Annotated in this window: 25 protein-coding genes; 20 read left to right on the top strand and 5 right to left on the bottom strand. The window is 49.9% G+C overall.

Features of this window, described 5'->3' with window-relative positions; translation table 11 throughout:
* Nucleotides 1–185 precede the first annotated feature (185 nt).
* The 5 genes from pilM to CSR04_RS00400 are packed head-to-tail and all read left to right on the top strand — an operon-like array spanning nt 186 to nt 4,728.
* On the top strand, nt 186–1,256 hold the full coding sequence (gene pilM / locus CSR04_RS00420) for a type IV pilus assembly protein PilM (RefSeq protein WP_342751342.1): 1,071 nt from the start codon (nt 186–188) through the stop codon (nt 1,254–1,256).
* The gene (locus CSR04_RS00415; protein WP_102794261.1) at nt 1,244–1,834 is read left to right on the top strand and encodes a PilN domain-containing protein; all 591 of its coding nucleotides are present in this window, start codon (nt 1,244–1,246) and stop codon (nt 1,832–1,834) included. The genes pilM and CSR04_RS00415 overlap by 13 nt, the downstream gene beginning before the upstream one ends.
* Nucleotides 1,831–2,439 carry a type IV pilus inner membrane component PilO gene (locus CSR04_RS00410; protein WP_102794260.1) on the top strand — a complete coding sequence of 203 codons (609 nt, stop codon included), beginning with the start codon at nt 1,831–1,833 and terminating at the stop codon, nt 2,437–2,439. Before CSR04_RS00415 ends, CSR04_RS00410 begins: the two co-directional genes overlap by 4 nt.
* Complete coding sequence (locus tag CSR04_RS00405; protein WP_102794259.1) at nt 2,436–2,975, top strand: pilus assembly protein PilP; 540 nt, start codon at nt 2,436–2,438, stop codon at nt 2,973–2,975. Before CSR04_RS00410 ends, CSR04_RS00405 begins: the two co-directional genes overlap by 4 nt.
* Nucleotides 2,968–4,728, top strand: a complete 1,761-nt coding sequence (locus CSR04_RS00400) for a type IV pilus secretin PilQ (RefSeq protein WP_102794258.1) — start codon at nt 2,968–2,970, stop codon at nt 4,726–4,728. Before CSR04_RS00405 ends, CSR04_RS00400 begins: the two co-directional genes overlap by 8 nt.
* A gap of 32 nt (nt 4,729–4,760) precedes the next feature.
* Here CSR04_RS00400 and CSR04_RS00395 read toward each other — a convergent pair whose 3' ends face one another.
* Nucleotides 4,761–5,933, bottom strand: coding sequence for a PA5033 family protein (locus CSR04_RS00395; RefSeq protein ID WP_102794257.1), 1,173 nt, complete (start codon nt 5,931–5,933; stop codon nt 4,761–4,763).
* A 286-nt stretch (nt 5,934–6,219) separates the two neighbouring features.
* Here CSR04_RS00395 and aroK point away from each other — a divergent pair, with 286 nt between their 5' ends.
* From aroK to CSR04_RS00375, 4 genes are all read left to right on the top strand, one after another.
* Entirely contained in the window at nt 6,220–6,735 is a 516-nt protein-coding gene (aroK, locus tag CSR04_RS00390; RefSeq protein ID WP_102794256.1) for a shikimate kinase AroK, read from the top strand.
* A 26-nt stretch (nt 6,736–6,761) separates the two neighbouring features.
* On the top strand, nt 6,762–7,835 hold the full coding sequence (aroB, locus tag CSR04_RS00385) for a 3-dehydroquinate synthase (RefSeq protein WP_102794255.1): 1,074 nt from the start codon (nt 6,762–6,764) through the stop codon (nt 7,833–7,835).
* A 9-nt stretch (nt 7,836–7,844) separates the two neighbouring features.
* Nucleotides 7,845–9,245: an SPOR domain-containing protein gene (locus tag CSR04_RS00380; RefSeq protein WP_102794254.1), complete on the top strand. Its 1,401-nt coding sequence runs from the start codon at nt 7,845–7,847 to the stop codon at nt 9,243–9,245.
* A 65-nt stretch (nt 9,246–9,310) separates the two neighbouring features.
* Nucleotides 9,311–10,201 carry a Dam family site-specific DNA-(adenine-N6)-methyltransferase gene (locus CSR04_RS00375; RefSeq protein ID WP_102794253.1) on the top strand — a complete coding sequence of 297 codons (891 nt, stop codon included), beginning with the start codon at nt 9,311–9,313 and terminating at the stop codon, nt 10,199–10,201.
* Here the strand turns inward: CSR04_RS00375 and CSR04_RS00370 are convergent.
* The 3 genes from CSR04_RS00370 to CSR04_RS00360 form a co-directional block, all read right to left on the bottom strand.
* The gene (locus CSR04_RS00370; protein ID WP_102794252.1) at nt 10,118–10,309 is read right to left on the bottom strand and encodes a DUF2970 domain-containing protein; all 192 of its coding nucleotides are present in this window, start codon (nt 10,307–10,309) and stop codon (nt 10,118–10,120) included. The two genes, CSR04_RS00375 and CSR04_RS00370, sit on opposite strands and share 84 nt — an antisense overlap.
* A complete protein-coding gene (locus CSR04_RS25095) occupies nt 10,309–10,626 on the bottom strand; it encodes a hypothetical protein (protein ID WP_216362483.1) in 318 nt (105 codons plus the stop codon). Before CSR04_RS25095 ends, CSR04_RS00370 begins: the two co-directional genes overlap by 1 nt.
* A 185-nt stretch (nt 10,627–10,811) precedes the next feature.
* On the bottom strand, nt 10,812–11,492 hold the full coding sequence (locus CSR04_RS00360) for a TorF family putative porin (protein WP_102794251.1): 681 nt from the start codon (nt 11,490–11,492) through the stop codon (nt 10,812–10,814).
* 284 nt (nt 11,493–11,776) lie between these two features.
* Between CSR04_RS00360 and rpe the strand changes: the two genes are divergently transcribed.
* Both rpe and trpS read left to right on the top strand, forming a co-directional pair.
* Nucleotides 11,777–12,454 (top strand): ribulose-phosphate 3-epimerase, encoded by a 678-nt coding sequence (gene rpe / locus CSR04_RS00355; RefSeq protein WP_102794250.1) that lies wholly within the window; start codon nt 11,777–11,779, stop codon nt 12,452–12,454.
* 47 nt (nt 12,455–12,501) lie between these two features.
* On the top strand, nt 12,502–13,512 hold the full coding sequence (gene trpS / locus CSR04_RS00350) for a tryptophan--tRNA ligase (protein ID WP_102794249.1): 1,011 nt from the start codon (nt 12,502–12,504) through the stop codon (nt 13,510–13,512).
* Between the two features lie 25 nt (nt 13,513–13,537).
* Here the strand turns inward: trpS and CSR04_RS00345 are convergent, their stop codons facing one another.
* Nucleotides 13,538–15,073 carry an alkaline phosphatase D family protein gene (locus tag CSR04_RS00345; protein WP_216362482.1) on the bottom strand — a complete coding sequence of 512 codons (1,536 nt, stop codon included), beginning with the start codon at nt 15,071–15,073 and terminating at the stop codon, nt 13,538–13,540.
* 176 nt (nt 15,074–15,249) lie between these two features.
* Between CSR04_RS00345 and CSR04_RS00340 the strand changes: the two genes are divergently transcribed.
* The 9 genes from CSR04_RS00340 (at nt 15,250) to CSR04_RS00300 (ending at nt 26,790) form a co-directional block, all read left to right on the top strand.
* Nucleotides 15,250–15,840, top strand: coding sequence for an anthranilate synthase component II (locus CSR04_RS00340; protein ID WP_102794247.1), 591 nt, complete (start codon nt 15,250–15,252; stop codon nt 15,838–15,840).
* Nucleotides 15,841–16,011: 171 nt separating this feature from the next.
* Nucleotides 16,012–16,809, top strand: a complete 798-nt coding sequence (locus tag CSR04_RS00335; RefSeq protein WP_216362481.1) for a GGDEF domain-containing protein — start codon at nt 16,012–16,014, stop codon at nt 16,807–16,809.
* 84 nt (nt 16,810–16,893) lie between these two features.
* Nucleotides 16,894–18,054, top strand: coding sequence for an HDOD domain-containing protein (locus tag CSR04_RS00330; RefSeq protein ID WP_102794245.1), 1,161 nt, complete (start codon nt 16,894–16,896; stop codon nt 18,052–18,054).
* 315 nt (nt 18,055–18,369) lie between these two features.
* The gene (locus CSR04_RS00325) at nt 18,370–19,575 is read left to right on the top strand and encodes an aspartate aminotransferase family protein (RefSeq protein WP_102794833.1); all 1,206 of its coding nucleotides are present in this window, start codon (nt 18,370–18,372) and stop codon (nt 19,573–19,575) included.
* Nucleotides 19,576–19,719: 144 nt separating this feature from the next.
* Complete coding sequence (astA, locus tag CSR04_RS00320) at nt 19,720–20,748, top strand: arginine N-succinyltransferase (protein WP_102794244.1); 1,029 nt, start codon at nt 19,720–19,722, stop codon at nt 20,746–20,748.
* Nucleotides 20,749–20,750: 2 nt separating this feature from the next.
* Nucleotides 20,751–22,220 carry a succinylglutamate-semialdehyde dehydrogenase gene (gene astD / locus CSR04_RS00315; protein WP_102794243.1) on the top strand — a complete coding sequence of 490 codons (1,470 nt, stop codon included), beginning with the start codon at nt 20,751–20,753 and terminating at the stop codon, nt 22,218–22,220.
* Between the two features lie 230 nt (nt 22,221–22,450).
* Entirely contained in the window at nt 22,451–23,251 is an 801-nt protein-coding gene (locus CSR04_RS00310) for a DUF1338 domain-containing protein (RefSeq protein ID WP_102794242.1), read from the top strand.
* Between the two features lie 103 nt (nt 23,252–23,354).
* The gene (locus tag CSR04_RS00305) at nt 23,355–24,281 is read left to right on the top strand and encodes a chemotaxis protein (protein WP_102794241.1); all 927 of its coding nucleotides are present in this window, start codon (nt 23,355–23,357) and stop codon (nt 24,279–24,281) included.
* Between the two features lie 160 nt (nt 24,282–24,441).
* Entirely contained in the window at nt 24,442–26,790 is a 2,349-nt protein-coding gene (locus tag CSR04_RS00300) for a zinc-dependent metalloprotease (protein ID WP_245921252.1), read from the top strand.
* Nucleotides 26,791–26,797 lie beyond the last annotated feature (7 nt).

Below are 26,797 nucleotides of genomic sequence, written 5' to 3'. Positions count from 1 at the left end.
GCCTACCCACTACAACCCAGTTCGATACAGGCTTAAGCCTTTCTTTATGCGGTTTTCCACAAAAGGTGCGCGTTTATCCCTTTTGTCATTTATATTTTATACCTATGTACAGTTATTAGAACCATTAACTATTTAATTTTAGTGAATAATGGTTTCGGCTAGTTTAACAAAAATAGGAAGCCCGCGTGCTTAATAATCTGTTCAGCAAAAAAATGCCTGTCATGTTGGGGTTAGATATTGGCACGCGCTCGGTTAAGGGCGTGTTGCTGAACAGCGTGGGGGGGCAGGTGCAGATTGTGGCTCATGCCTGTGAGTCCATTGCCGGTAATGCCTTTGCCGACCGGGAAATAAAAGATTTCGATGCGGTCAGCAATGCCATACGCAAAGTTAAAATGTCGCTGAAAAGTAAATGCAAAACCGTGGCGGCAGCAGTCTCCGGCTCATCTGTGATCACAAAAGTGGTGTTTATGGACCCCGACCAGTCTGATCACGAACTGGAAACCCAGATTGAAATTGAGGCCGACAGCCTGATTCCATACCCCCTTGATGAAGTCTATCTGGATTTTGAAGAGTTGGGGCCCAGCAAGTTGCACCAGGGCAAAGTGGATGTGCTGCTTAGTGCCGCACACCGGGATATGCTGGATTCCAGAGTGACACTGCTGCGCGAGCTGGAACTGGAACCTAAAGTGATCGATGTGGAAGGTTATGCATTGGGAACAGCGCTGCTGCAGTATGGCCCCGCCGTGGAAGAAGATGTGCCGCTTTGTTGCATTAACCTGGGAGCCAGCCAGCTGTTACTGACCGTGATAGAAAACAGTCAGGTGATTTACAGTAAGGAACATGCTTTTGGTATGGACACCTTAGTGCGCGATCTGGCGCTGGTATACGGTATCGAACTGGCCGAAGCCGAGCGCCAGTTGATGGACAACAGTCTGCCCGACGGCTGGCGGCAACAAAATGGCGCGATGTTTCTGGCTAACCTGCAACAGCAAATCAGTCGTTCCCTGCAAATGTACGTGGCATCAACCGGCCGTCAGCGCCCGCAAACCTTGCTGATCAGTGGTGGCGGTGCCAATTTGCCGGGTATTGCAACCGACCTGGAGCAGGAGTTGTCGATGGAAGTGAAGATCTTTAATCCCTTTGACACTATGCAAAATAAAGACAGCAAAGGGGAGAGTGAATTGAACCGGCTGGCGCCACAGTTGGCTATTGCAGTCGGTCTGGCGCACAGGAGTTTTACCCCATGGCACATATAAACCTTTTGCCCTGGCGCGAAGTTCAGCGTCAGAAACATAAGAAAGAATATGTGGCGACGCTGGCTATGGTGGCGCTGTGCGCATTGGCGTTGTTTTGGGGGATTGGTGCGGTGGTGGACAATATGATCACGGCCCAGCAACAACGTAATGACTTCCTGAATCAGCAAATTGCCGTGCTGGATGGGCAAATCGCCAAAATTAAGGATATTAAAGAGCAAAAGAAACAGGTTGAGCAGCGCATGGCCCTGATAGAGCAACTGCAGGCGAATCGCAATGCCGCGCCGCATGTCCTGGATGAGCTGGCCAGAATAGTACCACCTGGGGTGTCATTTATTACCCTGAGCCGCAAAAACAATCGGATGGATGTCACTGGCATCAGCGAATCCAACAATAGATTATCCGAATTTATGCGCCGTCTGGAAGAGTCGAGAGTCTTTACCAATGGTGACTTGTCGTCCATTGTTGCTGATACCAGCAAATCTGACGCAGTAAGCGAGTTTAAGCTGACCTTTAATATCAGCCCCAGTGTTGCTCCTGAGTTGCTGGCAACTGGCACAGCTGAAGGTAAAAAGAAATGAAGTTCGATTTCAACAAACTTAAGGAAATGAATGAACTGGACTTCGAACAAGTGGCAGTCTGGCCATTTGAAGTAAAGGCTGTAGTGGCCCTGGTGGTGGCCATACTGGTTAGTGTACTGGGCTATTATCTGCTGGTGAATGACAAGTTGCCGGTATTAACCAGCGCCGAGCAAAAAGAAATTGAGCTGAAGCAAACCTTTGAAGCCAAATATCGTATTGCCGTCAATCTGGACGCCTATCAGGAACAGTTAACCCGGATTCAGCAGGACTTTTCTTCCATGCTTAAATCCCTGCCTACCAGCAATGAAACGCCGGGATTACTGGACGATATTACCTTTGTTGGCACCTCTGCCGGCCTGAATTTCAAGTTGCTGAACTGGCAAAAGGAAATTCCCAAAGAATTTTACACTGAATTGCCAATACAGATGGAAGTCAGTGGCAGTTATCACGAGTTTGGGCAATTTCTGGCTAACGTGGCAGGTTTACCGCGTATTGTGACTGTGCATGATTTTGATATGAGCCAGGAAGGGAGCAGCCTCAAGCTTAGCCTGCAAGCCAAGACCTACCGGACTTCTAATACTGGGTTGCAAGGGGGCAGTAAATGAAACGCTGGTTGTTGAGTTTGGCTGTGGCCACAACCTTGCTGGGTTGTCAGCCCAGTATACAGGATTTACAGGAATTCGTGGTACAGGTAAAACAGAACACGCAAGTGAATATTGAGCCTTATCCCACATTCAGCAAAACCCCGCCCTTTCAGTATCAAGTGGCGGATATACGCAGTCCGTTTCAACGGTTGTCGGGTATCACCCCGGAAACCTTGCAAACAGCCAAGGCAAATTGCTTACAACCCGATTTTGCCAGGGCTAAACAGCCGCTGGAGCACTATGGTACTGACGCCTTATCGATAAAGGGCTTTTTTACCCGTGAACAGCATACCTGGGCACTGTTCCAGGCCAATGATGGCAGTTTACACAAAGCCAGAGCCGGGGATCGGCTGGGGCTGTTTTTTGGACGTATTATATCCATCAGGGAAGGTCAGGTAACTATCACAGAAATGCTGCCCGACGGCACCGGATGCTGGCAGGAAAAACAGGCCACGCTGACGGTGTCCGAAGCGGCAGGAGAACAGAAGAATGTCTGAGCGGTTTATATTCAACAAGAAACTCAATAAACGTAGGCGGTTACTACCTTGTATGCTGGTTGTTCTGGCTGGTGTGCTTGGCGTCAAGTCTATCTCGGCCCAGGCTCAGGACATGCAGCTTGTCGACCCGGATGCCAATAAAGCCTTGCCTTACAGGTTAACAGCGCTGGATTTTAAACGCAGTCAGGCTGGTGGAGCCCGGATACAAATGCAATTTGACCGGGAAGGCTTTGATGCTGCATTGGCGAAAGGCAAAGAGGGTTTGGAATTGATGTTACCAGGCAGTCAGTTAGCAGAAGACCTGCTGTATAAGCTGGATGTCACAGATTTCGGTACGCCGGTACAATGGTTGGAAACCTTTCAGGGGGAAAAAGGCAGCAAAGTGCTTTTTGCCGTGGAAGGTGACATGCAGTTCCGCCATCAGAAGAATGCCGCCAGCCTGGTGGTGGAAATTGACCCGCCTAAGCAGACCACCAGGGTAGAAACAGTGACCGATACGCAATACAGTGGCGCGCCAATTTCACTGGATTTCCAGGATGTACCGGTTCGTCAGGTTCTGCAGGTGATTGCCCAAATTAACGGTTTCAACCTGGTTACCACCGACACCGTGTCCGGTAATGTCACGATAAATCTGGATAATGTTCCCTGGGACCAGGCCCTTGGCATGATTCTCAAGATCAAGGGGTTGGATAAGCGTATGGAGGGCAACATCCTGCTGGTGGCGCCGGCAGAAGAACTGGCCTCCAGAGAGACCCAACGATTGCAATCCCAGCAGCAAGTGGCAGATCTTGCGCCATTAAAATCCGAAACCATTCAAATTAATTACGCCAAAGCCGCAGAGATGGCCACTATTCTGAAGTCTGGAGAAGGAGGTATTCTCAGCGCTCGTGGCACCGTTACGGTGGACAATCGTACTAATTCGCTGTTGATCCGCGACAGTCAGGAATACATAGAAGAAGCCAAAATAATGGTCAAGCAACTGGATATTCCTATCAAACAGGTGCTGATTGAGTCGCGCATGGTAACGGTAAGGGACAATGTGGACGAGCAGTTGGGAGTTCGCTGGGGGTTCAGTGATCAGCAGGACACCGATGGTGTATCGGGGTCACTTGAAGGGGCGCAGGCCATTGCCAGTGGACAGATCCCAGCTCTTGCCAACCGACTGAACGTTAATCTACCGGTGGCGGGTACATCGGCAGGCCGAATTGGTTTTCATATCGCCAAGCTGGCCGATGGCACCATATTGGACCTTGAACTGTCAGCCCTAGAGCAGGAAAACAAAGGCGAAATCATTGCCAGCCCGCGCATCACCGTGGCCAACCAGCATGAAGCCTATATCGAGCAAGGTACGGAAATTCCTTACGTGCAGGCTACATCCAGCGGTGCTACGTCGGTTGAGTTTAAAAAGGCAGTACTTAGCTTAAAGGTGACACCCCATATCACGCCGGACAACAGGATTATTTTAGATTTGGTTGTCACCCAGGATACCCGCGGCGACACTGTACAAACATCTACGGGCCCTGCGGTGGCCATCGACACCCAGGAGATTTCCACTCAGGTGCTGGTGGAAAATGGTGAAACCGTAGTGCTTGGCGGGATCTTTCAACAGAATCTGATCAAAGCCGTCAGCCAGGTGCCATTACTCGGAGATTTGCCGCTGGTAGGCAACTTGTTTAAGAATTCCAGAGATTTTAATGAAAAGCGCGAACTGCTGATTTTCGTCACGCCGCGAATTATGACTGAGCAACTCTAGTCAAAAGACCGGCAATCACCGGTCTTCTCTATTTAGTTGTATTTGATTCGATAGCTTTTGTCGTAAATGATTGCGTGCTGATTTCGCCCGTAGTTGTTAATCATGATCTCTTTTCCGGCAATACCATCAATATTGCGGACCTGTTCAACGTGATAGGCACCGGAGATTTGATATGTTCTGGTGCGGTTGTCTGCATCATCAATAATCTCAAAGTAGCCCGACTTTACTATGCCAATTTCGTCCCCGGTTTCACCATCGGTCTCATAATGACCGTTAATTGACCAATTGTTGCCTAGAATATAGCGTCTGGTTCGGTAAGCACGATCATCGACAATATGGATTGAGTCGCCTATTACAATGACAACCTCGGCACCCGCCAGCCCATTGGTGTCATAGCTACCGTTAATTGCCCAGTTGGAACCTAAACGGTATGAACGGGTGCGCTTTTGTTTTTGGTCTATCACGACAAGAGAATCTCCACTGACAATGACCATTTCTTCACCCGCCTGGCCATTGGTGTCATAGTGACCGTTAATGGCCCAATTGTTACCCAATCGATAGCTGTTGGTGGAGGCTGTTCTGTCGGTGATCATCACAACGCTGTCGCCGTTTACCACTGCAACTTCACTGCCAGGTTGCCCGTCTGTATCGTAGACGCCATTGATTGCATAGCTGTTATTGAGCCGATAACTGCGTACCCGCTGATCTTTGTCATCTATTATGCGGAAATATCCTGACTGCACGACACCTATTTCCAAGCCTGGCTGGCCATCGGTGTCATAGCTGCCTTGCACCGCGTATGAACCGCTGAATCTATAGCTAAAGGTCCTGTTGGTACATGGATGGAAGATATCGATACTGCTGGACTTTAACGTAACCTGGTCAATACAACCATCACCATTGAAATCACCGCTTGGAACCCAAGCTACGGCCTGGCTTTTTTGTACCTTTTTGAGACTGAGTGGGCCACCATCTCCATTAAAACCCTGTTCTGAAATGACCGCATAGTCAATGTCATGTTGTAAGAAGGCGCCCGATGCAGAGATTGACATTGGGGTTGGGTCAACATCTTTGAGTGCGTCATCAACATCATATTCCTGGGCGAGCACCTGGCTGCTGACGCTGCACAGCAATATGGCGCAGATTTTCAGATAGGGTTTTGATCTTAGAGAATGCTTCAGACATTGAAGATTTGTCTTGTTCATTAGATATTTCCTTATACTTAGTTGGATTGGCGGGCTACCAGAATAGTTAATATTTCGGTATAAACCTCCTCAATCAGCTTCCTTGCCAGTGGGCGATTTGGGCCTGTGCAATAGCAGAAAGCCGACATCGTTCACATCTTAACCGCAGTTTGAGATGAAAGGAAAGAATGAAACGGCCATCAAAACTTGCATAAATGGCGAATTAACTGAGATAATCCCGCCCCTGAAATTCGACCGGGGGTTGAGTTTATCCATTTTCAATTTTAGTTGTGTGACATAAGCAGAGATGGCCGAAAAACGTAATATCTTTCTAGTTGGACCTATGGGAGCCGGTAAGAGCACCATTGGTAAACACCTTGCAGATGAACTTCACTTGGAATTCTTCGATTCTGATCAGGAAATCGAACGCCGTACTGGTGCCGATATTGCCTGGGTATTTGATATCGAAGGTGAAGAAGGTTTCCGTCAACGTGAAGAAGACGTCATTAATGACCTGACTGAGAAGCAGGGCATCGTTCTGGCTACAGGGGGAGGCTCGGTAATCAGTAAGAATGTTCGCAACCGTTTGGCGGCCAGGGGCATAGTGGTATACCTGCAGACTACTATCGACAAGCAGGTTGCCCGCACACAGCGTGACAAACGTCGTCCGCTGCTGCAAAACAATGATCCAGAGAAGGTACTGCGCAACCTGGCTGACGAACGTAACCCGCTGTATGAAGAAGTGGCAGATTACGTGGTGCAAACCGATGACCAGAGTGCCAGGGCTGTGGCTACCCAGATTATTGAGAAAATCGGACTGTAACGCTTTCCTACCGCGAGGCTACGCTCATGAACCAATTGATTGTTGAACTGGGTGAGCGTAGCTACCCCATCTATATCGACGCCAACTTATTGCGTCAGCCTGATGTGCTTAAACAGCATTTAAAAACCGATAAAGTGGTGGTGGTCACCAATCAGGTGGTCGAAGTCCTGTACGGTGCTCTGATGCGAGAGCTGTTGGACGGTATGCAGGTCGAAACCATCGTACTGCCGGATGGCGAGCAATATAAATCACTGCAGAGTTTTGAAGCGGTATGCAGCCGTTTGCTGGAGATTCAGGCGGCCCGCGATACGACCCTGATCGCGTTTGGCGGCGGCGTGATTGGCGATCTGACCGGCTTTGTAGCAGCCTGCTATCAGCGTGGTATTCCTTTTATTCAGGTGCCAACAACCTTGCTTTCCCAGGTTGATTCTTCGGTCGGCGGTAAAACCGCAGTCAATCACCCTCTGGGTAAGAATATGATTGGTGCATTTTATCAGCCCCAGGCCGTGGTGATCGACACCATGACCTTGTGCAGTCTGCCAGGCCGCGAGTTCGCCGCGGGCATGGCCGAAGTGATTAAGTATGGCGTTATTTATGATGCTGAGTTTTTCGCCTGGCTGGAGAACAATCAGCAAGGCCTTAAAGCCAAACGTCAGGACTTATTGCAGCAAGTGATCAGGCGCTGTTGTGAAATTAAGGCCGAAATTGTTGCCAAAGATGAACGTGAGAGCGGATTGCGGGCATTACTGAACCTTGGCCACACTTTTGGTCATGCTATCGAAGCTGAGCAGGGTTACGGTAATTGGTTACATGGTGAGGCTGTTGCAACGGGCATTGTTCTTGCTTCTGAGGTAGCACAGCACAAGAATTGGTTGTCGGCGTCAGATCTTTGTCGTATTCGTGATTTACTGGTGTTTTTTGACTTACCTGTGCAGGCACCGGAAACCATGGGCTATGAAGATTTTATGCGGCATATGCGTCATGACAAAAAGGTGCAGGCCAGCCGTATCCGTTTTGTGATCCCAACCAGTATTGGCAGTGCTGTGGTAACTGACGATGTTGACGAGGCGCTGCTTAAACAATTGCTCGACGCCTCCTAAGAAGGCGCTGTGCATAAGGCATATCAGGACTTACATAAGAGACTGTCACACCTGACCAGCTTCGTGTCGGGTATGATTGTTTTGGCTGCAGAGGGGGAGGGGCACCAACAGGCCTTTGCCGGAGAATTTCTGGCCAGCCAGGGCTCTGACTGCAATCTAGCTTACATTAAGGCCACAGCCGGCAAAGAGGCTGCCAGCTATCGTCAGCAATTGGCCAGTCAGCTAATGGGCAATATCAGCCTAGACGCCCGTCGACCTCTTAACCACAGTTTGATGAAATTGCTGGAACGGGATCCGCAACCCGTGCTGATTTTTATTACTGGCGCAAATCATTTGCCAGTCGAACTTATCCTGGAGCTTTGGAACACAGTTCAGCAGCTTAGTGAACAGCAGTTTTGTGTGGTACTGGTTGGCAGTAATGACTGGGCCAGCTATACACAACAGAAATTACCGGGTCCCGGCCAACCTGTTTTGTTAACCCATGACTTTGCCGGATTAGAAAGTGTCAGCGGCTCTGAACTGGACCGGCTGATTGCTGAAAAGCGTAAGGCTTTTAATGCCAGGCTGGCGGCCAGAAATGCGCCACCCATGGAAAAAGCGCGTAGCGCTTTACAATCTGGTTGGATGAAAGTCGCGTTGAGTCTGATATTTGTTGTTTCTTTTGTCGGGTTGATGGCGTTTTTGTACCGGGATTCATTGAGTTCCATTTGGCTGCAATCGTCGCAAATTGTTAAGGATAGCAGTGCGCCAATTGATAAGGCTCAGATGGATAAGCAAGCCACTTCAGATGCATTATCAGACTCTGTAACTACTGATGTTCCGGTTGCAGAAGATATCCAGCTCGCCTCTGTGTCTGCTGTTGAGACATTGCCAGATAAAAGCAGTCAGGCGGATGAGTTGGTCAGTGACTGGCAAAGCCAGCTTGAAAAGATGCAGCCTGCTGAGGAGTCTGTCAAATCAGAGCCGCCGGGCATTCAGCCCGAATCAGATGCATCCTTAACAGAGCCTGTTCAGGTCGTTGCGCCACCCGTGCAGCAGCCTGATATTGAATCTGCACAGATTGCAGACCAAGCCGGGTCTGTCCCGGCTCAGTCAGCTTTTGCCTGGGATGAGGAAAAATTACTGGCGTTGCCCCCTGACACTTACCTTTTGCAGCTTTCTGCTGCCAGTGATGTGACTGTGTTAAATGGCTTTATTCAGGCTAATCAACTGGCGCCGAGCACCTGGCGATATCGAACCCTTCGCTATGGTGGTCCCTGGTATGTGTTGTTGGCCGGTGAGTCGTTTGCCAGCCTTGCACTAGCCCGCTCTGCGGTGTCAGGATTGCCTCAGGTTGTGCAGAGGGAAAATCCCTTTGCCAAAACGGCAAAGCAGGTACAGGAAGAAATTCAACGCACCGCAGCGCAATAAATTTAATCCAATTGAGCGGCGCTTTCAGTTACAATCCTGCCTTTGTATCGTAGCTTTCAGCCTGAATGGATAATAAGAAGTGTCGCGCCTTTTTGAAGTGGGCAGGCGGCAAATACGCACTGGTTAATGAGATCCGTAGTCGCTTGCCCGATGGACAGCGGCTGATAGAGCCTTTTGTCGGGGCCGGCTCGGTATTTCTTAACACCCATTACACTGAATATTTGCTCAATGACATTAATCCGGATCTGATTAATCTTTATAAAGTTCTGCAACAAACACCAGACCAATATATTCAGGATGCGCGTGAATTCTTCCGGGCTTCAGGCAATCAGTCAGAAACCTACTATCAGTTGCGCGACGAGTTCAATCAAAGTGACGACAGCTATTATCGTTCCTTACTGTTTTTGTATCTGAATCGCCATGGTTACAACGGCCTTTGCCGCTATAACCTATCCGGAAAGTTCAATGTGCCCTTTGGCCGATACAAGCAACCCTATTTTCCAGAGACTGAACTGCGTTTTTTTGCCGCTAAAGCGCAATACGCTACGTTTGTTTGCATGCCTTTTGCGGAAGTATTTGCATTAGCCTCAGAAGGTGACGTGATTTATTGCGACCCACCCTATGCGCCTATCAGTCGCACTGCCAATTTTACCAGTTATGCGGGAAGCGGGTTTCCTGTGGCTGAGCAGCGCAGTTTGGCGCAACACGCCATACAGACTATGCAAAGCAGCAGTGTGCCAGTGTTGATTAGCAACCATGATACAGAGCTCACCAGGGAAATTTATGCGCAGGCAAGTTTGTCTGAGCTAAAGGTGGGCCGTTACATCAGTCAGAAAGGGCATAAACGCAAGAAAGTGGATGAGTTGCTGGCTTTATTTCACCAGCCAGTTGACCAACATTGCCAGGCTGACAACAAATATCGCGACAAACATAACACCGACAATCAGGTAGGGTAAAACGCTGGGGCTGCTTTCAAAGTCTTGCTGGCGGTTCTTGGCACTCTGCACGCCAAAGGCACTGGCTACCACGCTCTTCAAAACCTGAGTCCAGCTTGGTTGGCTCATTAGCTGGCAGTGCGTTGATCTTTACCTGGCTCTGCGTGCCTGGACAACAGCTCAAGTAAATCAAGAAAATGGAACTGAACTGATTGGTTGCCGCCCTTAAGCCAGGACAGCCAACTGACATCCTGCTGTTGCCCGGTGGCACAGCGATTAGTAGGATGACTGAGTGGCAAACTGTTATCCAGCTCAATACCGGAATCACAATTGCATGAGCCGTAACTCTGTACATACTCCTGCTGAGCGGCGGGCACCATAAACACCATAAGCAGGAGCGTGGCCCCCGCTGCGGTTGAGTACATCATCCTGATTTTGCTGGTCATGATAAATCCAAATCTATCTGCTTCCCGACATTATACGCCAGAAGAAAGTTTGAACAACCAGCCTTATCCCATTGAGTGGTTCATTTGTCGCAATTTTAGACAACAATTGGGAATAGGCCAGCACGGCCAACAACATCGGAAAAATCAAGCTGCTGGCAAACTATGCTGACCTAAGAGTACCTCAGTTAGAAACTGGTTCCCCAACTCACCACAAATTTAGTATCGTCATCGCCGGACTCCTCATCTGCCTTGGACAAGGTAAACGTAAAATCCCCTTTACTCAGATCTAACTGAAAATGTCCGTAATCCTTATCACCATGCACGGCTTCGTCAATGTCGAAACTGTAGTAGCCGTAGGTCAATCCCAATGAAAAGTCTTCGGGCAGGGCAAAGCTATAACTGACGTGATAGTACATATCGCCCTTGCCAAAAGGGGCGTCGTCATCGGCGTCGCTATTGGCTGTGTAAGCCAGGCCAAACCCCAGGTCACCGAATGAGCCGTTGAAATACAATTCACCGAAGTTGGAATCATCATATTCTTCTTCAGGGTAAGCATAATAAATGTAACCCACGTCATAACCAAAATCGCCAGCTTCACCGCTGTATCCGGCATACCAGTCTGTTTCCACGCCATTGCCATTGCCCCAATCGATAGAGCCGACCCAGGTGCCTGCGTAGAAACCACTTTCATGGCTGTAATCCAGACCGCCTGAAATGGAGGGGCCGTCTGAGCTTTGTGTGACACCGCGCCACAGGTAATTGCTGGTGACACCGATATTCGCGCTGACTTCAGCCAGGCATACCGGGCTGGCCAGCGACAAACCCAACAGGGCAGTGAATAGTGACAACTTGTTGTGTGTTTTCATGTGTGTGCTCCGTTTTTTGATGTTGACTCTGTCTATCTGTTGAAAACCTGAGCAAGCTTGATGCCGCCCTGTGCAGAAAAACACACTGACCATTCATTTCTTCTTAAGGTATTGATTATTATTGATTAATTTTTGTTACTTGGATGGTTGGTCGGAAACTGGAGACCAAGACCGTAGGACATGCAAATACCCGTTGCACCATAAATGGGCGCAGGTGCAGCTGTTGGTGCAAGCCGACGGCTTTTTTTGTATCTTAGGCGTTACTGCAATCAGCTGGATCTGTCATGCAACCATTCTTAATCGCACCGTCCATACTTTCTGCCAACTTTGCCAAGCTTGGGGAAGAGGTCGACAACGTGCTGGCCGCCGGTGCCGACCTGGTGCACTTTGATGTGATGGACAATCACTACGTGCCCAATTTGACCTTTGGCCCCATGATTTGCAGTGCGCTGCGCAAAAATGGCGTGACCGCCGATATTGATGTGCACTTAATGGTGCAGCCGGTAGATACCCTGATAGGGATGTTTGCCGATGCCGGGGCCAGTATGATTAGTTTTCATCCTGAGGCCTCATTGCATATTGACCGAAGTGTGCAGTTGATTCATCAGGCGGGTTGTAAAGCCGGTCTGGTACTAAACCCGGCCACACCGCTGCATTATCTGGACTATATGCTGGACAAGCTGGATTATGTGCTGCTGATGTCAGTCAACCCAGGTTTCGGCGGGCAAAGCTTTATTCCGTCGGTACTGGATAAACTGCGGGAAGTAAAGTCTCGCATCAAGGCCAGTGGTCGTGAAATCCGTGTTGAAATTGACGGCGGCGTAAAAGTCGATAATATTCGCGCCATTGCTGAAGCGGGGGCAGATATGTTTGTAGCCGGTTCAGCCATATTTAACCAGCCTGATTATGCCAAGGTCATAGACGCTATGCGTCAGGAGCTGGCCAGGGCAAATATTGAGTAACAGTAACGGCGCATCAGCGTTTGCGAACACAGCAGGAATTTTTTGTTATGCATAAACCCATTGTATTAAGTGGCTGTCAGCCGTCCGGACAACTGACCATTGGTAACTATATGGGTGCGCTTAAACAGTGGGTGGGCATGCAGCAGGAGTACGATTGTCTGTATATGCTGGTGGATTTGCATGCCATTACCGTGCGCCAGGATCCATTGGCCCTGCGTAACGCCACCTTAGATGGGCTGGCCTTATATCTGGCCTGTGGCATCGACCCCAACCAGAGTACTCTGTTTATCCAGTCTCAGGTTCCGGAGCATGCACAACTTGCCTGGGTGCTGAACTGTTACACGCAAATGGGCGAGTTGAATCGCATGACGCAGTTTAAGGACAAGTCGGCTAAAAACGTTAACAACATCAATGCCGGGTTGTTTACTTATCCAACACTGATGGCCGCTGATATTCTGATTTATCAGGCCGAACAGGTACCGGTCGGTGATGATCAGAAACAACATCTGGAACTGACCCGGGATGTGGCGATTCGTTTCAACAATCAGCATGGTGAGACGTTCAAAGTGCCAGAGCCCTATATTCCCGAGTTCGGCGCACGTATTATGAGTCTGCAGGATCCGGCCAAGAAAATGTCCAAGTCTGACGACAATCTTAACAACTTTGTCGGCCTGCTGGAAGATCCCAAGAAAATCGCCAAGAAGATCAAAAAGGCCGTTACCGATTCAGATGAGCAGGCGCGTATCTATTTTGATCCTAAGGAAAAGGCTGGAGTGTCTAACTTACTGACCCTGCTAAGTGGCGCTACCGGCAAGTCCATCGAGCAATTGGTTCCTGAGTATGAAGGCAAGATGTACGGCCATCTGAAAGGCGATGTGGCCGATGCGGTGGTGGCTCTGCTGGAGCCCATTCAACAGCGCTTCCACCAACTGCGTGATGACCAGGCCGAACTTGACCGCATTATGTTGGAAGGGGCTGGGAAAGCCAGCGCCAGAGCGGCGAAAACTCTGGCGGCAGTTTATGAAAAGGTAGGCTTTATTGCCCGCCCGATAGGTTAGTTGAAATCCAACTGTTACTGACCTCTCAGGTCGGTAACAGTTGGGTATGCCACAGTCGTTCCCCTTTGCGATTAAAGTGACTGACAGTAAGGGCACCACTTTCTCCATCAATGTCCATCTGCCCAAAGAACTGATAATCCTGTGAAGGCTCTGCCCCTTGTTGCAAATCATCAGGAATACCTTTAAACACCAACTGCGGGCCAAAGGTATTATCCAGTTCCCCCGGACCAAAAGTACCGGCATGTAAGGGGCCACTGACAAATTCCCAAAATGGCATAAAATCCTTGAACTGCGCCTGTTCGGGGGCGTAATAATGCGAAGCGCAGTAGTGCACATCGGCAGTAATAAAGTGCACATTGTGAATGTGGTTGTCGCGAATGTGCCGCAGCAGTTCTGCCATTTCCAGTTCACGTCCCAGTGGCGGTCCGTCGATATTGGCCATATTTTCCGCTATCTCTGTGCCCCAATCGGTAACCTTCAGGCCAATCGGCATATCTGCCGCGATAATTTTCCAGGTGGCATCAGAACGGCTCAGACTCTGCTTCAACCAGGCGAGTTGCTGAGCACCCAGAAAAGCGGTTTGCGCACTGGATTCGGTTTGCCGATTCAGGCTGTTGGGGCCACGGTAACTGCGCATATCCAGCATAAAGATATCCAGGTGCGGACCATAGGCAATTTTGCGGTAAATCTGCCGCTCGTCCAGGCTGTTCAGGCGTATCGGGTTGCATTCCAACATGGCCCGGCGTGAATGCTCGGCAAGTAACGATATGCTTTTTTGTGTATACCTTGGGTCATCCAGTATCTGGCCAGGGAACCAATTGTTGCGCACCTCGTGATCGTCCCATTGTTGGAAGGTGGCGACCTGGCTATGCAGTTTTGCCACATGTTCATCGAGAAAGTTGTAGTAATAGTGCTCGCGAAATTCCTGTACGCTTTCGGCGACTTTGCTGACCCCCTCCGTTTGCAGGTTTTGCCATTGACTGCCGTCGCTCAGGGGCTTGCTTGACTCGATAGGATTATCGGCATAAATCAGGTCGCCACAATGGACAAAAAAATCCGGTTGCTGCCGCAATATCGCCGCATAGGTTTGCATGCCGCCACGACTTTTATCTATACCAAAGCCTTGTCCTGCGGTATCACCGGACCAGCAAAAACGCACATTGCCCTTCACTACCGGAGCCGTTTTGAACTGCCCCTGCCAGATATCACTGACGGCACCCGGATTTTCCAGGCTGACAAAGCTGACCCGGTAATACCAGATTTTGCCGGGCAATAGGCCATGCAACAGGGTTTTGGCATTAAAGTCAGTGGGAGCCAACGCGGCGCTGCCATGAAAAAGGGTGGTATGGCTAAAGTCTGGTGTGGCACTGATGGTAACCTGCATCAATGACGGGCGGTCAGTTCGACCCCAAATCACTGCACCATCAGCACTGACATCGCCAGCGCTGATACCGGTTAATAGTCTGGGGCGCTGTGGATCGGTTGACAGGGAAAACACCAGAGGGCTGGCACATAAACCGGCGGATGCCAGGCTGAATTTTAGAAAGTCTCTGCGCTGCAAGATAGTACTCTGCAAATTGTCATGGCTGTTATGTTAACCCATATTCATGGCGAAACTGTTACCGGAGCTTGCCAATGCGGTGGATGGGCCAGGCAGGTGAGTGTGCGGTTGGGGTTCTGTAAAATGCCAAGTTCCGCTATTATCCCTGCCCGGTTTTTTTCCTGCTGACTGGCTTCATGCTGCTGTTGATTGACAATTATGACTCCTTTACCCATAACCTGGCCCGATACTTTATGGAACTGGGGCAGGAAGTGCGGGTGGTGCGCAATGATCAGATCGATATTGCCGGGATAGAGGCGCTCGCCCCTGATTATCTGGTTTTTTCGCCAGGTCCTTGTACTCCGGATGATGCCGGTATTACCCTGAATGCCATTGCCTATTTTGCCGGCAGGTTACCCATTTTGGGCGTGTGCTTAGGTTATCAGGCTATTGGTCAGGTGTTTGGTGCTAAAGTCATCAGGGCGGCGAAGGTCATGCACGGCAAAACATCCATGCTAAGACACAATGAGTCGCGGCTTTTTGCCCGGGTAGACAATCCCTTTGTGGCGACACGCTATCATTCTCTGGTGCTGGCGCCTGAGTCTATCCCTGAAGATTTTACCGTTAGTGCCTGGGTAGAGGATGAAATGGGGGCCTCTACGGCAATGGCGATAGAACATAAAAGCCTGCCACTCTGTGGGGTGCAGTTTCATCCTGAGTCAGTGATGACTTTGGCAGGCCATTGTATTCTTAAGAATTTTCTCGAGTTGTATAAGGCAAAAGGCTGAAACTGGTCCATATTTACTGACACAGCAGCAGAAGTAAAAAGCCCCGTTTATTACATGCAACAGCGACCAGCAACTAATTTGCGCTTTCTGATCCTGTCAGCCCACTACTCTGGTCGGCCTTTCTTTGTTGGCGTTGGCGCTTGGCTGATAGTCAATGCCCTGGTGACTTGCTTGATAACTGTCTGGGTGCTGGCCGACGCGGATAAGCAAATTGCCTCTGACTGGTTAGGTGCGAGTCTGGCTTGGGTATCAGCTTTGGCTATTGGTTTTAGCTACGTGCTGGTTAGTTTTATCTTGCTCAAACGGCACATTAAGGTAACAGTGCTACTTGGTCTTTTGCTGCTTCAACAAGCCCGCTATCTGGATGGTTTGGACCAGGTATTACTGTTGCGGGGACAAGGGATGGACTTAGCTGAAGATGTGCTGTTCCTGCTTGGGGCGCTGATTCTGGCAAGTGGCATCACCTTGTGGGTGATTTTTACATACCGGCTATCCACACTGGACAAGCTCACCCGGGTACACAACCGACGCTATTTTGATACAGCCTTACAGCAACACCTATTGTTTCGTCGGCAGGAGCCTCATCGGGGTTGTTTGCTGGTGATGGATGTAGATGACTTTAAAAAAATTAATGATGACTTTGGCCATGCCATGGGTGACAAAGTACTGAAAATTTTTGGCGCAGTAATAAGTGAAAGCGCCAGACGCGAAGACATAGTATGTCGCAGTGGTGGAGAAGAGTTTGAAATTCTGTTGGTCCGGGTCGCTCCGGATACTGCGATGGACGTTGCCAGACGCCTGATGACAAAGATTGCGGATGCCACCCCACATTCATTGCCTATACTCACTGTCAGTATGGGGCTGACCGCAATTCGCGCGCAGGACAGTGTGGATAGCCTCAGACGTCGTGCTGATAAAGCCATGTATCAAGCCAAGGAACAAGGTAAAGCCCGTATTGTTCAGATTTAGAATTCGCTCAACCCGCTTCATCTTTTCCTATATGATGCATCTTTCATTCCGATAAACCCGATAGAAGAAACTCGAATAAAACTAATGACAGAGCAGCAAGACGTCTCACAACTCATCACACACAGATTCAGCAGCCTGCTGATTGGCCTGGATATGGCCAAACAAACTGTAATTGAAGACAAGGACGTCGAACTACCTGCATTTCTTGATCAGGACAGGGATGGACGTCAGTTATTGCGCGTAGAAAAACAGGCGCAACGTGACAAAAAACTCAATGAACGCTACCAGCAGAATTTTCTGGATAAACTGCAAGGCCAACTGAACGAAGAGCTGAAGCGCCGTATTGCCGAACAGTTGGTGGATACTGATACCTTATACAATAAACTCATTGGTATTCCACCACAGTTGCCTGAGGTATTGGATATTATGCCGGTCAAGGCCGCCTCTATTGGCCGCATTGAACCCTTAGTGGCAACGATTCCCTGGCTGGTTAGTGACCTGATCAAAATGGTCAATATGCCCAAGTACCGGCGCACAGATAAAAAAGGCAAGGTCATTCCGGTCGAGAGTTTGCGCATGGCATTGAGCTTTTTGGGGCTGGAAAACCTGAAACTAGTGATTCCGGCACTGGCATTCAGACGCTGGCTTCCGCAGATCACGGATCCCTATCCCAATATAAAAGTGCGTTTATGGGAACATGCCATGGGCAGTGCCCTTTCATGCAAAAAGGTGGCTGAAGTGGCTGGGGTTGATGCGGCGTCGGCCTTTACCCTGGGCATGTTGCATGAAATTGGCCGTATTGCTGTTATACGTCTGTATTTCCGTTTGTTTGAGGAGGTTCGGCGCGATGCAATTACCGAGGCGCATGAAGCAAAGATGAAGGAAGAGCATGCCGCTTTAGGGGAAATTGAACCTTCAGGGCAATGCCTGAGCGATGTAATGGAACAGTATTCGCTGCAGACCAGCAATTGGCTGATCGAACGCATGGATCTGAAAAGAGTCATGATCGCGCCAGCTATGTCAGAGGTGGTGCAATTCCTGCCAATCAGGAATATGCAGCCTTTGGCCAGAGTATTGATGCAGGGCCGCAGCTACAACCAGTACCGCATGCTGAAAAATCATCGTCTGATTAATATGGATGAAGCCAAATTGTTCTTACGGGGTATACAAATGCCAGCCGGTGCCCTTGCGGCATTGAAGGATGCGGATTTACGCCATCTGAATCTGACTTTTGAAGAAAATTAATTTGCTGTTAGCCGATTTGAGCGGCCAGACGATGGATTTCAGACATTATCGCTAAATTTTTTTTTACATATTCATGCACGCCCCGTTTCGGGGCTAAAATGTCAGGCTCGTTTCTTTGGTGGTAACAGACAGCGTTGGCTTTTTACAACAGTTACCAAATATAGTTATTCAGAATTCCTGCAAACTTAGGCCAATGCCTTGTATTCTGGGCGTTTGCGTCATGTTGACGGGAAGACACTGACGATCAGTTCTGCAATAATGGCGGCAGATTTTTTCGCCATTGCCCTTCTAAAAGCAAAGCAAGAGGTATCAAGAATGAAAGTGACCAGAGCATTATTCGACGACGTTATGGCTCCCAATTATAACCCAGCTGCCATGATTCCAGTTCGCGGTGAGGGTTCCAGAGTGTGGGACCAGGAAGGTATCGAATATGTGGATTTTGCTGGCGGTATCGCGGTGAATTCTCTGGGGCATTGTCATCCGGCCATGGTTGCCGCGCTGAACGAGCAGGGTAGCAAATTGTGGCACCTGAGCAACGTGTTCACCAATGAGCCAGCCTTGCGTCTGGCTAAAAAGCTGACCGAGATGACCTTTGCTGAGCGCGTTTACTTTGCCAACTCAGGTGCGGAAGCCAACGAAGCCGCCCTGAAGCTGGCGCGTCGCTGGGCGCTGGAACACCATGGTGAAAGCAAAAATCAGATAATCGCTTTTAAACAAGGTTTCCATGGTCGTACTTTCTTCACCGTTACCGTGGGCGGTCAGCCAGCATACTCTGACGGCTTCGGACCAAAACCTGCTGCGGTTGATCATGCCGTATATAACGACCTGGACAGCCTGAAAGCGCTGATTTCAGACAACACTTGTGCGGTAATGCTGGAACCACTGCAAGGTGAAGGTGGCATTATCAGCCCCACTAACGAGTTTATCCAAGGCGTGCGCGAACTGTGTAATCAACACAATGCCCTGCTGATTTTTGATGAAGTGCAATCAGGCGTAGGCCGTACAGGGGAACTTTATGCCTATATGGGCCTGGGGGTCACGCCAGATATTCTGACCACCGCCAAGGCGTTGGGTGGTGGCTTCCCCATTGGTGCTATGCTGACGACCAAAGACATTGCTGCCAGTTTGAAAGTGGGTACCCACGGCAGTACTTATGGTGGTAACCCGCTGGCCTGTGCTGTGGCAGAAGCTGTGCTGGATGTTATCAACAGCAAAGAAGTGCTGGATGGTGTTAAGCATAAGGAACAACTGTTCCGTGACGGCCTGAATGCCATTAATGCCAAATACCATGTATTTAGTGAAATACGGGGTAAAGGCTTGTTGTTGGGCGCAGCATTGAACGACAAATACCAGGGCCGTTCCAGAGATTTTCTGGTGGCCGCCGTGGCTGAACATCTGATGTGCCTGGTGGCCGGTGCAAACGTCGTGCGTTTTGCCCCTTCTCTGATTATTTCTGACGAAGACATCAAAGAGGGTCTGGCACGTTTTGAACGCGCCGTGGCCAAAGTAGTACAAGGATAAATTAGCGGGCAGGACGATGTCCTGCTTAATCCAGGATGGATGATTGACCGGTGCCGCAGCCTGGCACCGGTTTCTGTTTGCCGGATATTCCGGTTTCCCAAAGAGTGTTAACAAACCGCCTCAGTAACAGCGGAGTAAGCGACTATGATGGTGATTCGCCCAATCCAAGCCAGTGACTATGGGTCACTGCATGATATAGCCGTGGAGTCCGGTATCGGCTTTACGTCCCTGCCGGTTAATGAAACCTTGCTGCGCAATAAGATTGCCGGTTCGGAGGCATCTTTTGCCCAGGATGTGGATGCGCCCGGTGACCAAAGTTACCTGTTTGTGATGGAAGACAGCGAGACGGGTAAGGTGGTTGGAACCAGTGGTATTCAAGCCTCTGTCGGACTGGATGATGCTTTTTATCATTACCACCTGAGCAAGGTTGCACACGCTTCCAGGGAGCTGGATATCTATAATCTGGTGGATATTCTGACCTTGTGTAACGATTACACCGGGGTCACGGAAATCTGCACATTGTTTTTACGTGAACAGGCGCGTAAAGGCAACAATGGCCGCTTTTTGTCTAAGTTTCGCTTCCTGTTTCTGAAAGAGCATGCGTCACGCTTTGCTGAAACCGTGATAGCTGAAATGCGCGGGGTGTCTGATGAGCATGGCAATTCACCATTCTGGCAGTGGTTGGAAGAGCATTTCTTCTCTATGGACTTTCCTACCGCTGATTATCTGACGGGAATTGGCCAGAAGGTGTTTATTGCCGAGTTGATGCCGAAGTATCCTATATACGTCAATCTGCTCAGCAAAGAAGCCCAGGCGGTGATCGGCAAGGTACATGATAAAACCCGACCGGCGCTGCAATTGCTGGAGTCGGAAGGCTTCCGTAATCGTGGTTATGTGGATATCTTTGATGCCGGTCCGACAGTTGAAGCTGATCTTCAACATATTCGTACAGCCCGTATCAGCCGCAAACTGGCGGCGGCAGTCGGTGATCCCGAGGGGGCAAAGTTGCATATGGTGATTAATACCAAGTTGCAGGGCTTTCGCGCCGTGGTGACTCCCTTGCTGGTCAGTAAAGACGAACAACGGGCAATTATTTCTCAGGCCGCTTTGACGGCATTGCAAATTGATGAAGGCGACCAGGTGCGTTTTGCATCCTTGTTGCTAAAGGGGTAGAAATGAGCAAAGCACAATTTATCGCAGGCCAATGGCTGGAAGGCCATGGCCACCCAATGAGCTCCACAGATCCGGCTAAGAAGCAGGTGATTTGGCAGGCCCAGTCAGCGACTGCTGAGCAGGTTGAACAAGCCATTAACGCAGCCCGTCAGGCATCTTTACCCTGGGCGGAATTCAGTTTTGAAGAGCGCCTGGTTTTTGTTAAGCGTTTTGCTGAGCTTCTGGGTGAACATAAAGATGAACTGGCACTGGTGATCGCCCGTGAAACCGGCAAACCGCTGTGGGAAACTGCGACAGAAGTCGCTGCCATGGTCGGTAAGGTGGCAATCTCTGAGCGGGCCTACCAGGAGCGCACCGGCACGGTTGAAAACCCCATGCCGCAAGGTCGCGCCTTTATTCGCCACAAGCCTCATGGTGTGGTGGCGGTGTTTGGGCCTTATAACTTCCCCGGTCACCTGCCAAATGGGCATATTGTGCCAGCGCTGTTGGCCGGTAATACGGTCATATTTAAACCCAGTGAACTCACTCCCTTAGTGGCGCAGAAGACGGTCGAACTGTGGGAGAAAGCCGGCTTACCGGCTGGTGTTATCAATCTGGTGCAAGGGGAAGTGGAAACCGGTAAGGCGCTGGCTGGTCACCCTGGTATCGACGGTCTGTTTTTCACCGGAAGTTCGCGCACTGGCAAGTTACTGCATGAGCAATTTGGCGGTCATCCGGGTAAGATTCTGGCCCTGGAAATGGGCGGCAATAACCCGTTACTGGTCAAGAGTGTTTCTGACATCGACGCCACGGTACATGATATTGTGCAGTCTGCCTTTATCACATCCGGTCAGCGCTGTACTTGCTCGCGTCGCTTATTTATAGAGAAAGGCGAGCAGGGCGACGCCATTCTGGCCCGTTTGCTGGAAGTGACCCGCCAGATTAAAGTGGGCGACTACGACGCCCAGCCACAGCCCTTTATGGGCGCAATGATATCTGCCCGCGCAGCCGCACAGATGTTGGCAGCTCAGCAACAATTGCTGGATTTGGGTGCTACTTCGTTACTGGCAATGCAACACCTTGATGTGGAGTCAGGCTTTGTCACCCCTGGTATTGTCGACGTGACCGGTATTCTTGCCAGCCTGCCTGATGAAGAACATTTTGGTCCGTTGCTTAAAGTCATTCGTTACACGGATTTTGATCAGGCTATCGACGAAGCAAACAATACGGTATTTGGTCTGTCAGCCGGTTTACTGTCTGATGATGCCGAGCTGTATCAGCACTTCTTCCGTCGCATCCGTGCCGGTATTGTCAACTGGAACCGGCCGATCACCGGTGCCAGTAGTGCAGCCCCCTTCGGCGGTATAGGCGAGAGCGGAAACCATAGAGCCAGTGCATATTATGCGGCTGACTACTGTGCTTACCCGGTTGCCTCGGTGGAGCTGGATAAATCCGTTATGCCGACCAGCCTGAGCCCAGGCCTGTCGTTCTGAATGAGTCTGGCCGGGTAACGCCCGGCCATGATCTCTGATCTGAATCAAAGCCGTCCGAGCGAACAATTGCTACGCTTTTTCTGACAAATACATCACTGTCTGTTTTTTGTTCGAAATTGCTGTATAATACGCCGCCGCAAGAAGCTGCCTTGGCCCAATGGTGTGAAACCCTAGGCCAAAAAGCATTGAATTTACGTTTTTCAATCCCTTAGGACTGAGTAAGAAGCATCATGCACAATAACGTTGAGACCCTGTTTGCAAACCTTTGGCAAGACTACGTTGCCATGACCCCTTCCGCCTTAAAAGTTCACCAATTACTGGGTGATGGCGATGAACTGATCAATGACCATGTCGCATTCCGTACCTTTAATATCGATAAAGTCGGTCTGGAAAAACTGGCGGCGCACTTCCTGGCATTGGGTTACGAAGAAAAGGGGCAGTACAACTTTGAACAGAAAAAGCTCAAAGCCAAACACTTCGAACATGCTGACGACACTAAGCCTAAAGTCTTTATCAGCGAACTCTTGGTTGAGGAGTTTTCTGCGCCAGTTCAAGCCATAATCCGTAAAATGGTTGACGCAGTACCTGCTGATGCGGTGAACAAGGAAAACTTTTTATACTCTGGCACGCATTGGCAGGTCAGCAGTGAAGAGTATCAAACACTGCTGAATGAGTCAGAATATGCCGCCTGGGTCTCGGCCTGGGGATTCCGTGCCAATCACTTTACCGTCAGTCTGAATCACCTGAAACGCTACACTTTGTTGTCAGAAGTGAATGACAAGCTCAAAGAAGCTGGTTTTGAATTGAACACCTCCGGCGGCGAAATTAAGGGCGGTCCTGAAGTGCATCTGGCCCAATCTTCTACCATGGCGGATAAAATGGAAGTGTGTTTCAGTGACAAGAGCCTGGTGATACCCAGCTGTTTTTACGAATTTGCCCAGCGTTACGCCATGCCCAATGGAAAGTTATATACAGGCTTTGTGGCTGCCTCGGCAGATAAAATCTTCGAAAGCACCAACGTAGGTATGTAGTACCTGCCAACTGATTTATTAAAGCCCGCTTTTATGCGGGCTTTTTGTTGGTATTATCTTTGTACCTGCTATTGTTTAGCTTAAGTAGCCAATCGGAGCGATTATGAGCAAGTTGATTGCGTCAGTGGATCAAAGAACCAATATTGTTGGCCAGAATCGTCTGGAACTGTTGATCTTCCGCCTTATCGGCGAACAACCTTTTGGTATTAACGTATTTAAGGTCAGGGAAGTTCTGCAATGCCCTGAGCTGACTGAGATGCCTGGTGCCAGTAATTGTGTTCGCGGCATTGCTCATTTACGTGGTGTGCCCATCACCGTGATTGATCTCAGCGAAGCAACAGGCGGTAAGCGCATTGAAAATCTGAAATCGGCCTTTGTGCTGGTGACAGAGTATAACCGTACCACCCAGGGCTTTTTGGTCGGCGGCGTTGACCGCATCGTCAATATTAACTGGGAGCAGATTATGCCACCGCCCAAAGGCGCTGGTGCTAATCATTATCTGACGGCAGTCACCAAGGTCGACAATAAGCTGGTACAAGTTATCGATGTAGAGAAGGTGTTCGCCGAAATCTCACCCATTGATGAGGAAGTCAGTGAGGATGTGAAAAAGCAGGCATCGGAAGTGGATTTATCAGAACTTACCGTGCTGGTGGCGGATGATTCATCGGTGGCACGCAATCAGGTTAAACGGGCACTGTCGTCGGTCGGTGTCAATGTGGAGCTGGTGAATGACGGACGTCAGGCATTGAAATGGCTGGAAGACAAGGCCAAAGAAATGGGCGGTGATATTACCGCAAAAGTGCCACTGCTTATTTCTGATATTGAGATGCCGGAGATGGATGGTTATACCCTGACGACGGCTGTTAAAGCGCATCCTGATTTGCGTAAAGTCCATATTGTTTTGCACTCATCGCTGAGTGGTGTATTTAACGAAGCCATGGTGCGCAAAGTAGGGGCCGACCAGTTTATTGCCAAATTTCATCCCGACGAGCTGGCCTCTGCGGTGCGTAAGTGGATGGCGAGCGACTGAGTTATGTTCCGGTAGCCATTGAATATATCAGCCCGCTTCTGCGGGCTTTTTTATTGGCGCTTCAACAGTAAATCTGGCGAATTCGACCGACTTGCAGTTTATCTGTCAATCCGGCTGGGATATGGTAAGTGCAGGAAAAACAACAATATCAGAGGCAAGAATGAAAAAATGGGGAATATTGCTTTGTCTGTTAGTCAGCCCACTCACCCTGGCTGCAGGGATTAAGGACTTTACTAAAGGCATGGAGCATCGTCAGGGCTATTTTGATTTTTACTATCAGCCCAGTGAAGGCAAGCTGTTTCTGTTGGTGGACAAACTAGAGCAACCTTTTATTTTCCAGAGTTCTCTGCCGCGGGGAATTGGCTCTAATGATATTGGTCTGGACCGCGGTCAACTGGGTGAAACCCGCCTGGTACAGTTTGAGCGCTTTGGCAACAAGCTGGTGCTCAAACAACTCAATACCTATTATCGTGCCGACAGTCACAATGCAGCGGAACGGGCCAGCATCGACGAGGCTTTTGCCAGTTCTGTATTAGCAGGCTTGCCTGTGGTAGCCAGTGACGCAGATAAATGGCTGGTGGACTACAGTGATTTTCTACTCAGCGATATTCATCAGATAGGGCCACGCCTGGCGGCACAAAATCAGGGCAGCTATAAGGTCGACCCTAAGCGCAGTGGTGTTTACCTGAATCGTTCCAAAGCATTTCCCCTGAATACCGAGCTGGAAGCGTTGGTCACTTACGCAGGAAGCAAAGCCGGTGAGTTTGTCCGCCAGGTTACCCCAGAGCCGGATGCTATCAGTGTGCATTTACATCACTCGTTGGTGGCATTGCCCGAGGCCGGTTATCAGAGCCGTGAGTTTCACCCCTATTCAGGTTATTGGAAAGTGGAATACATGGATTATGCAGCCGCCATTGACGAGCCAATGGTAAAGCGTCTGCTGCCGCGCCATAGATTGCAGAAGAAGAACCCTGGTGCTGCCATCAGCGAGGCCATAGAACCTATTGTCTATTATCTTGACCCTGGGGTGCCAGAGCCGGTGCGCACCGCTTTGTATGAAGGGGCTATGTGGTGGAACAGTGCTTTTGAGCAGTTGGGTTACAAGAATGCCTTCGTGGTAAAAACTTTGCCTGCAGATGCTGATCCTATGGATGTGCGCTACAACGTTATTCAATGGGTGCACCGCGCCACCAGAGGCTGGTCATATGGTGCGGGTGTGACCGATCCCAGAACCGGTGAGATTATTAAAGGGCATGTCACGCTAGGCTCTTTGCGAGTAAGGCAGGACTTTCTGATCGCTTCTGGTTTAACCGGGCCATATAAGGGCAATCAGGCCGATGTGGAGAAGCAGAAAGCCATGGCGCTGGCCCGTATTCGCCAGTTATCTGCCCATGAAGTGGGGCATACCATTGGCCTTATTCATAACTTTGCTGCCAGTGCTAACGGGCGTGCTTCGGTGATGGATTACCCCCATCCTTTGGTGGAACTGAAAGACCAGCAAATCAGTTTGCAGCATGCCTATCGGGAAGGGCTGGGAGAATGGGATATTTACGCCATACAATATGGCTATGGCGACTATTCAGACCAGCAATTGGCTGCATTGGTGGCCAAGGCCAAAGCCGACGGGCTGGAGTATATGGCTGATGAAGATGCCCGGCCTACCGGTGGTGTCAGTGCCATAGGCCATTTATGGGATAATGGCGCTGACCCGGTGGAAGAACTGAAGCGTTTGATGCGGGTTCGACAGACTGCCTTGAGCCACTTTGGCTTGGACAATATTGCCAGCGGGCAACCGCTGTCCAGTTTGCACGAAGCGCTGGTGCCAATCTATTTGTTACACCGTTATCAGATTGAGGCCGTCAGTAAACTGGTGGGCGGGGCCTTCTATGAGTATGAACTTAAAGGTGAACACCCCCAAGCCAAGGGGTTCAAGTGGGTGGAAACTGAAAAGCAACAGCAGGCAGTAAAGGCGCTGCTCGACACAGTGCAACCGGAGTTTCTTGCATTGCCTGACAATCTGTTGGCATTGATTCCGCCTAAGGCCTATGGCGACAGCGACGGCCGCGAGAGTTTTAAAGGGCGCATGGGGCTGGCGTTTGACCCATTGTCGGCAGCGGAAGCGGCGGCCAATCATAGCCTTAGTATGTTGTTACACCCGCAACGTCTGAACCGATTATCGTCGCAGGGACAACTGACTGAGGTACTGAGCCAGATACGACAGTCGGTTATACAAGGGAAAGACCACAAGGGAAAACTGGCGTTAATTCAGCAAAGAGTTCGCCATGTAGCTTTTTATCAATTGATGAAAAGCCTGACCAGTCAGGATTTAGCCCCAGAAGCACGTGCGGCGTTATACCTGCAGATGGATGACCTGGCAGACTGGCTGGATAAGCATGACAAAGATGCCAATCTGAAGATGCTGCTGCAACAATGGCAAGCATTCGAAGACAATGGTGAATGGCAACCTGGTTTTAAACCCCTGGCTTTACCACCAGGGTCGCCCATATAAGTTTGAC

Source organism: Bowmanella denitrificans (assembly GCF_002887595.1).
GTDB lineage: Bacteria > Pseudomonadota > Gammaproteobacteria > Enterobacterales > Alteromonadaceae > Bowmanella > Bowmanella denitrificans.
This window is presented reverse-complemented; position numbering and strand designations above follow the sequence as displayed.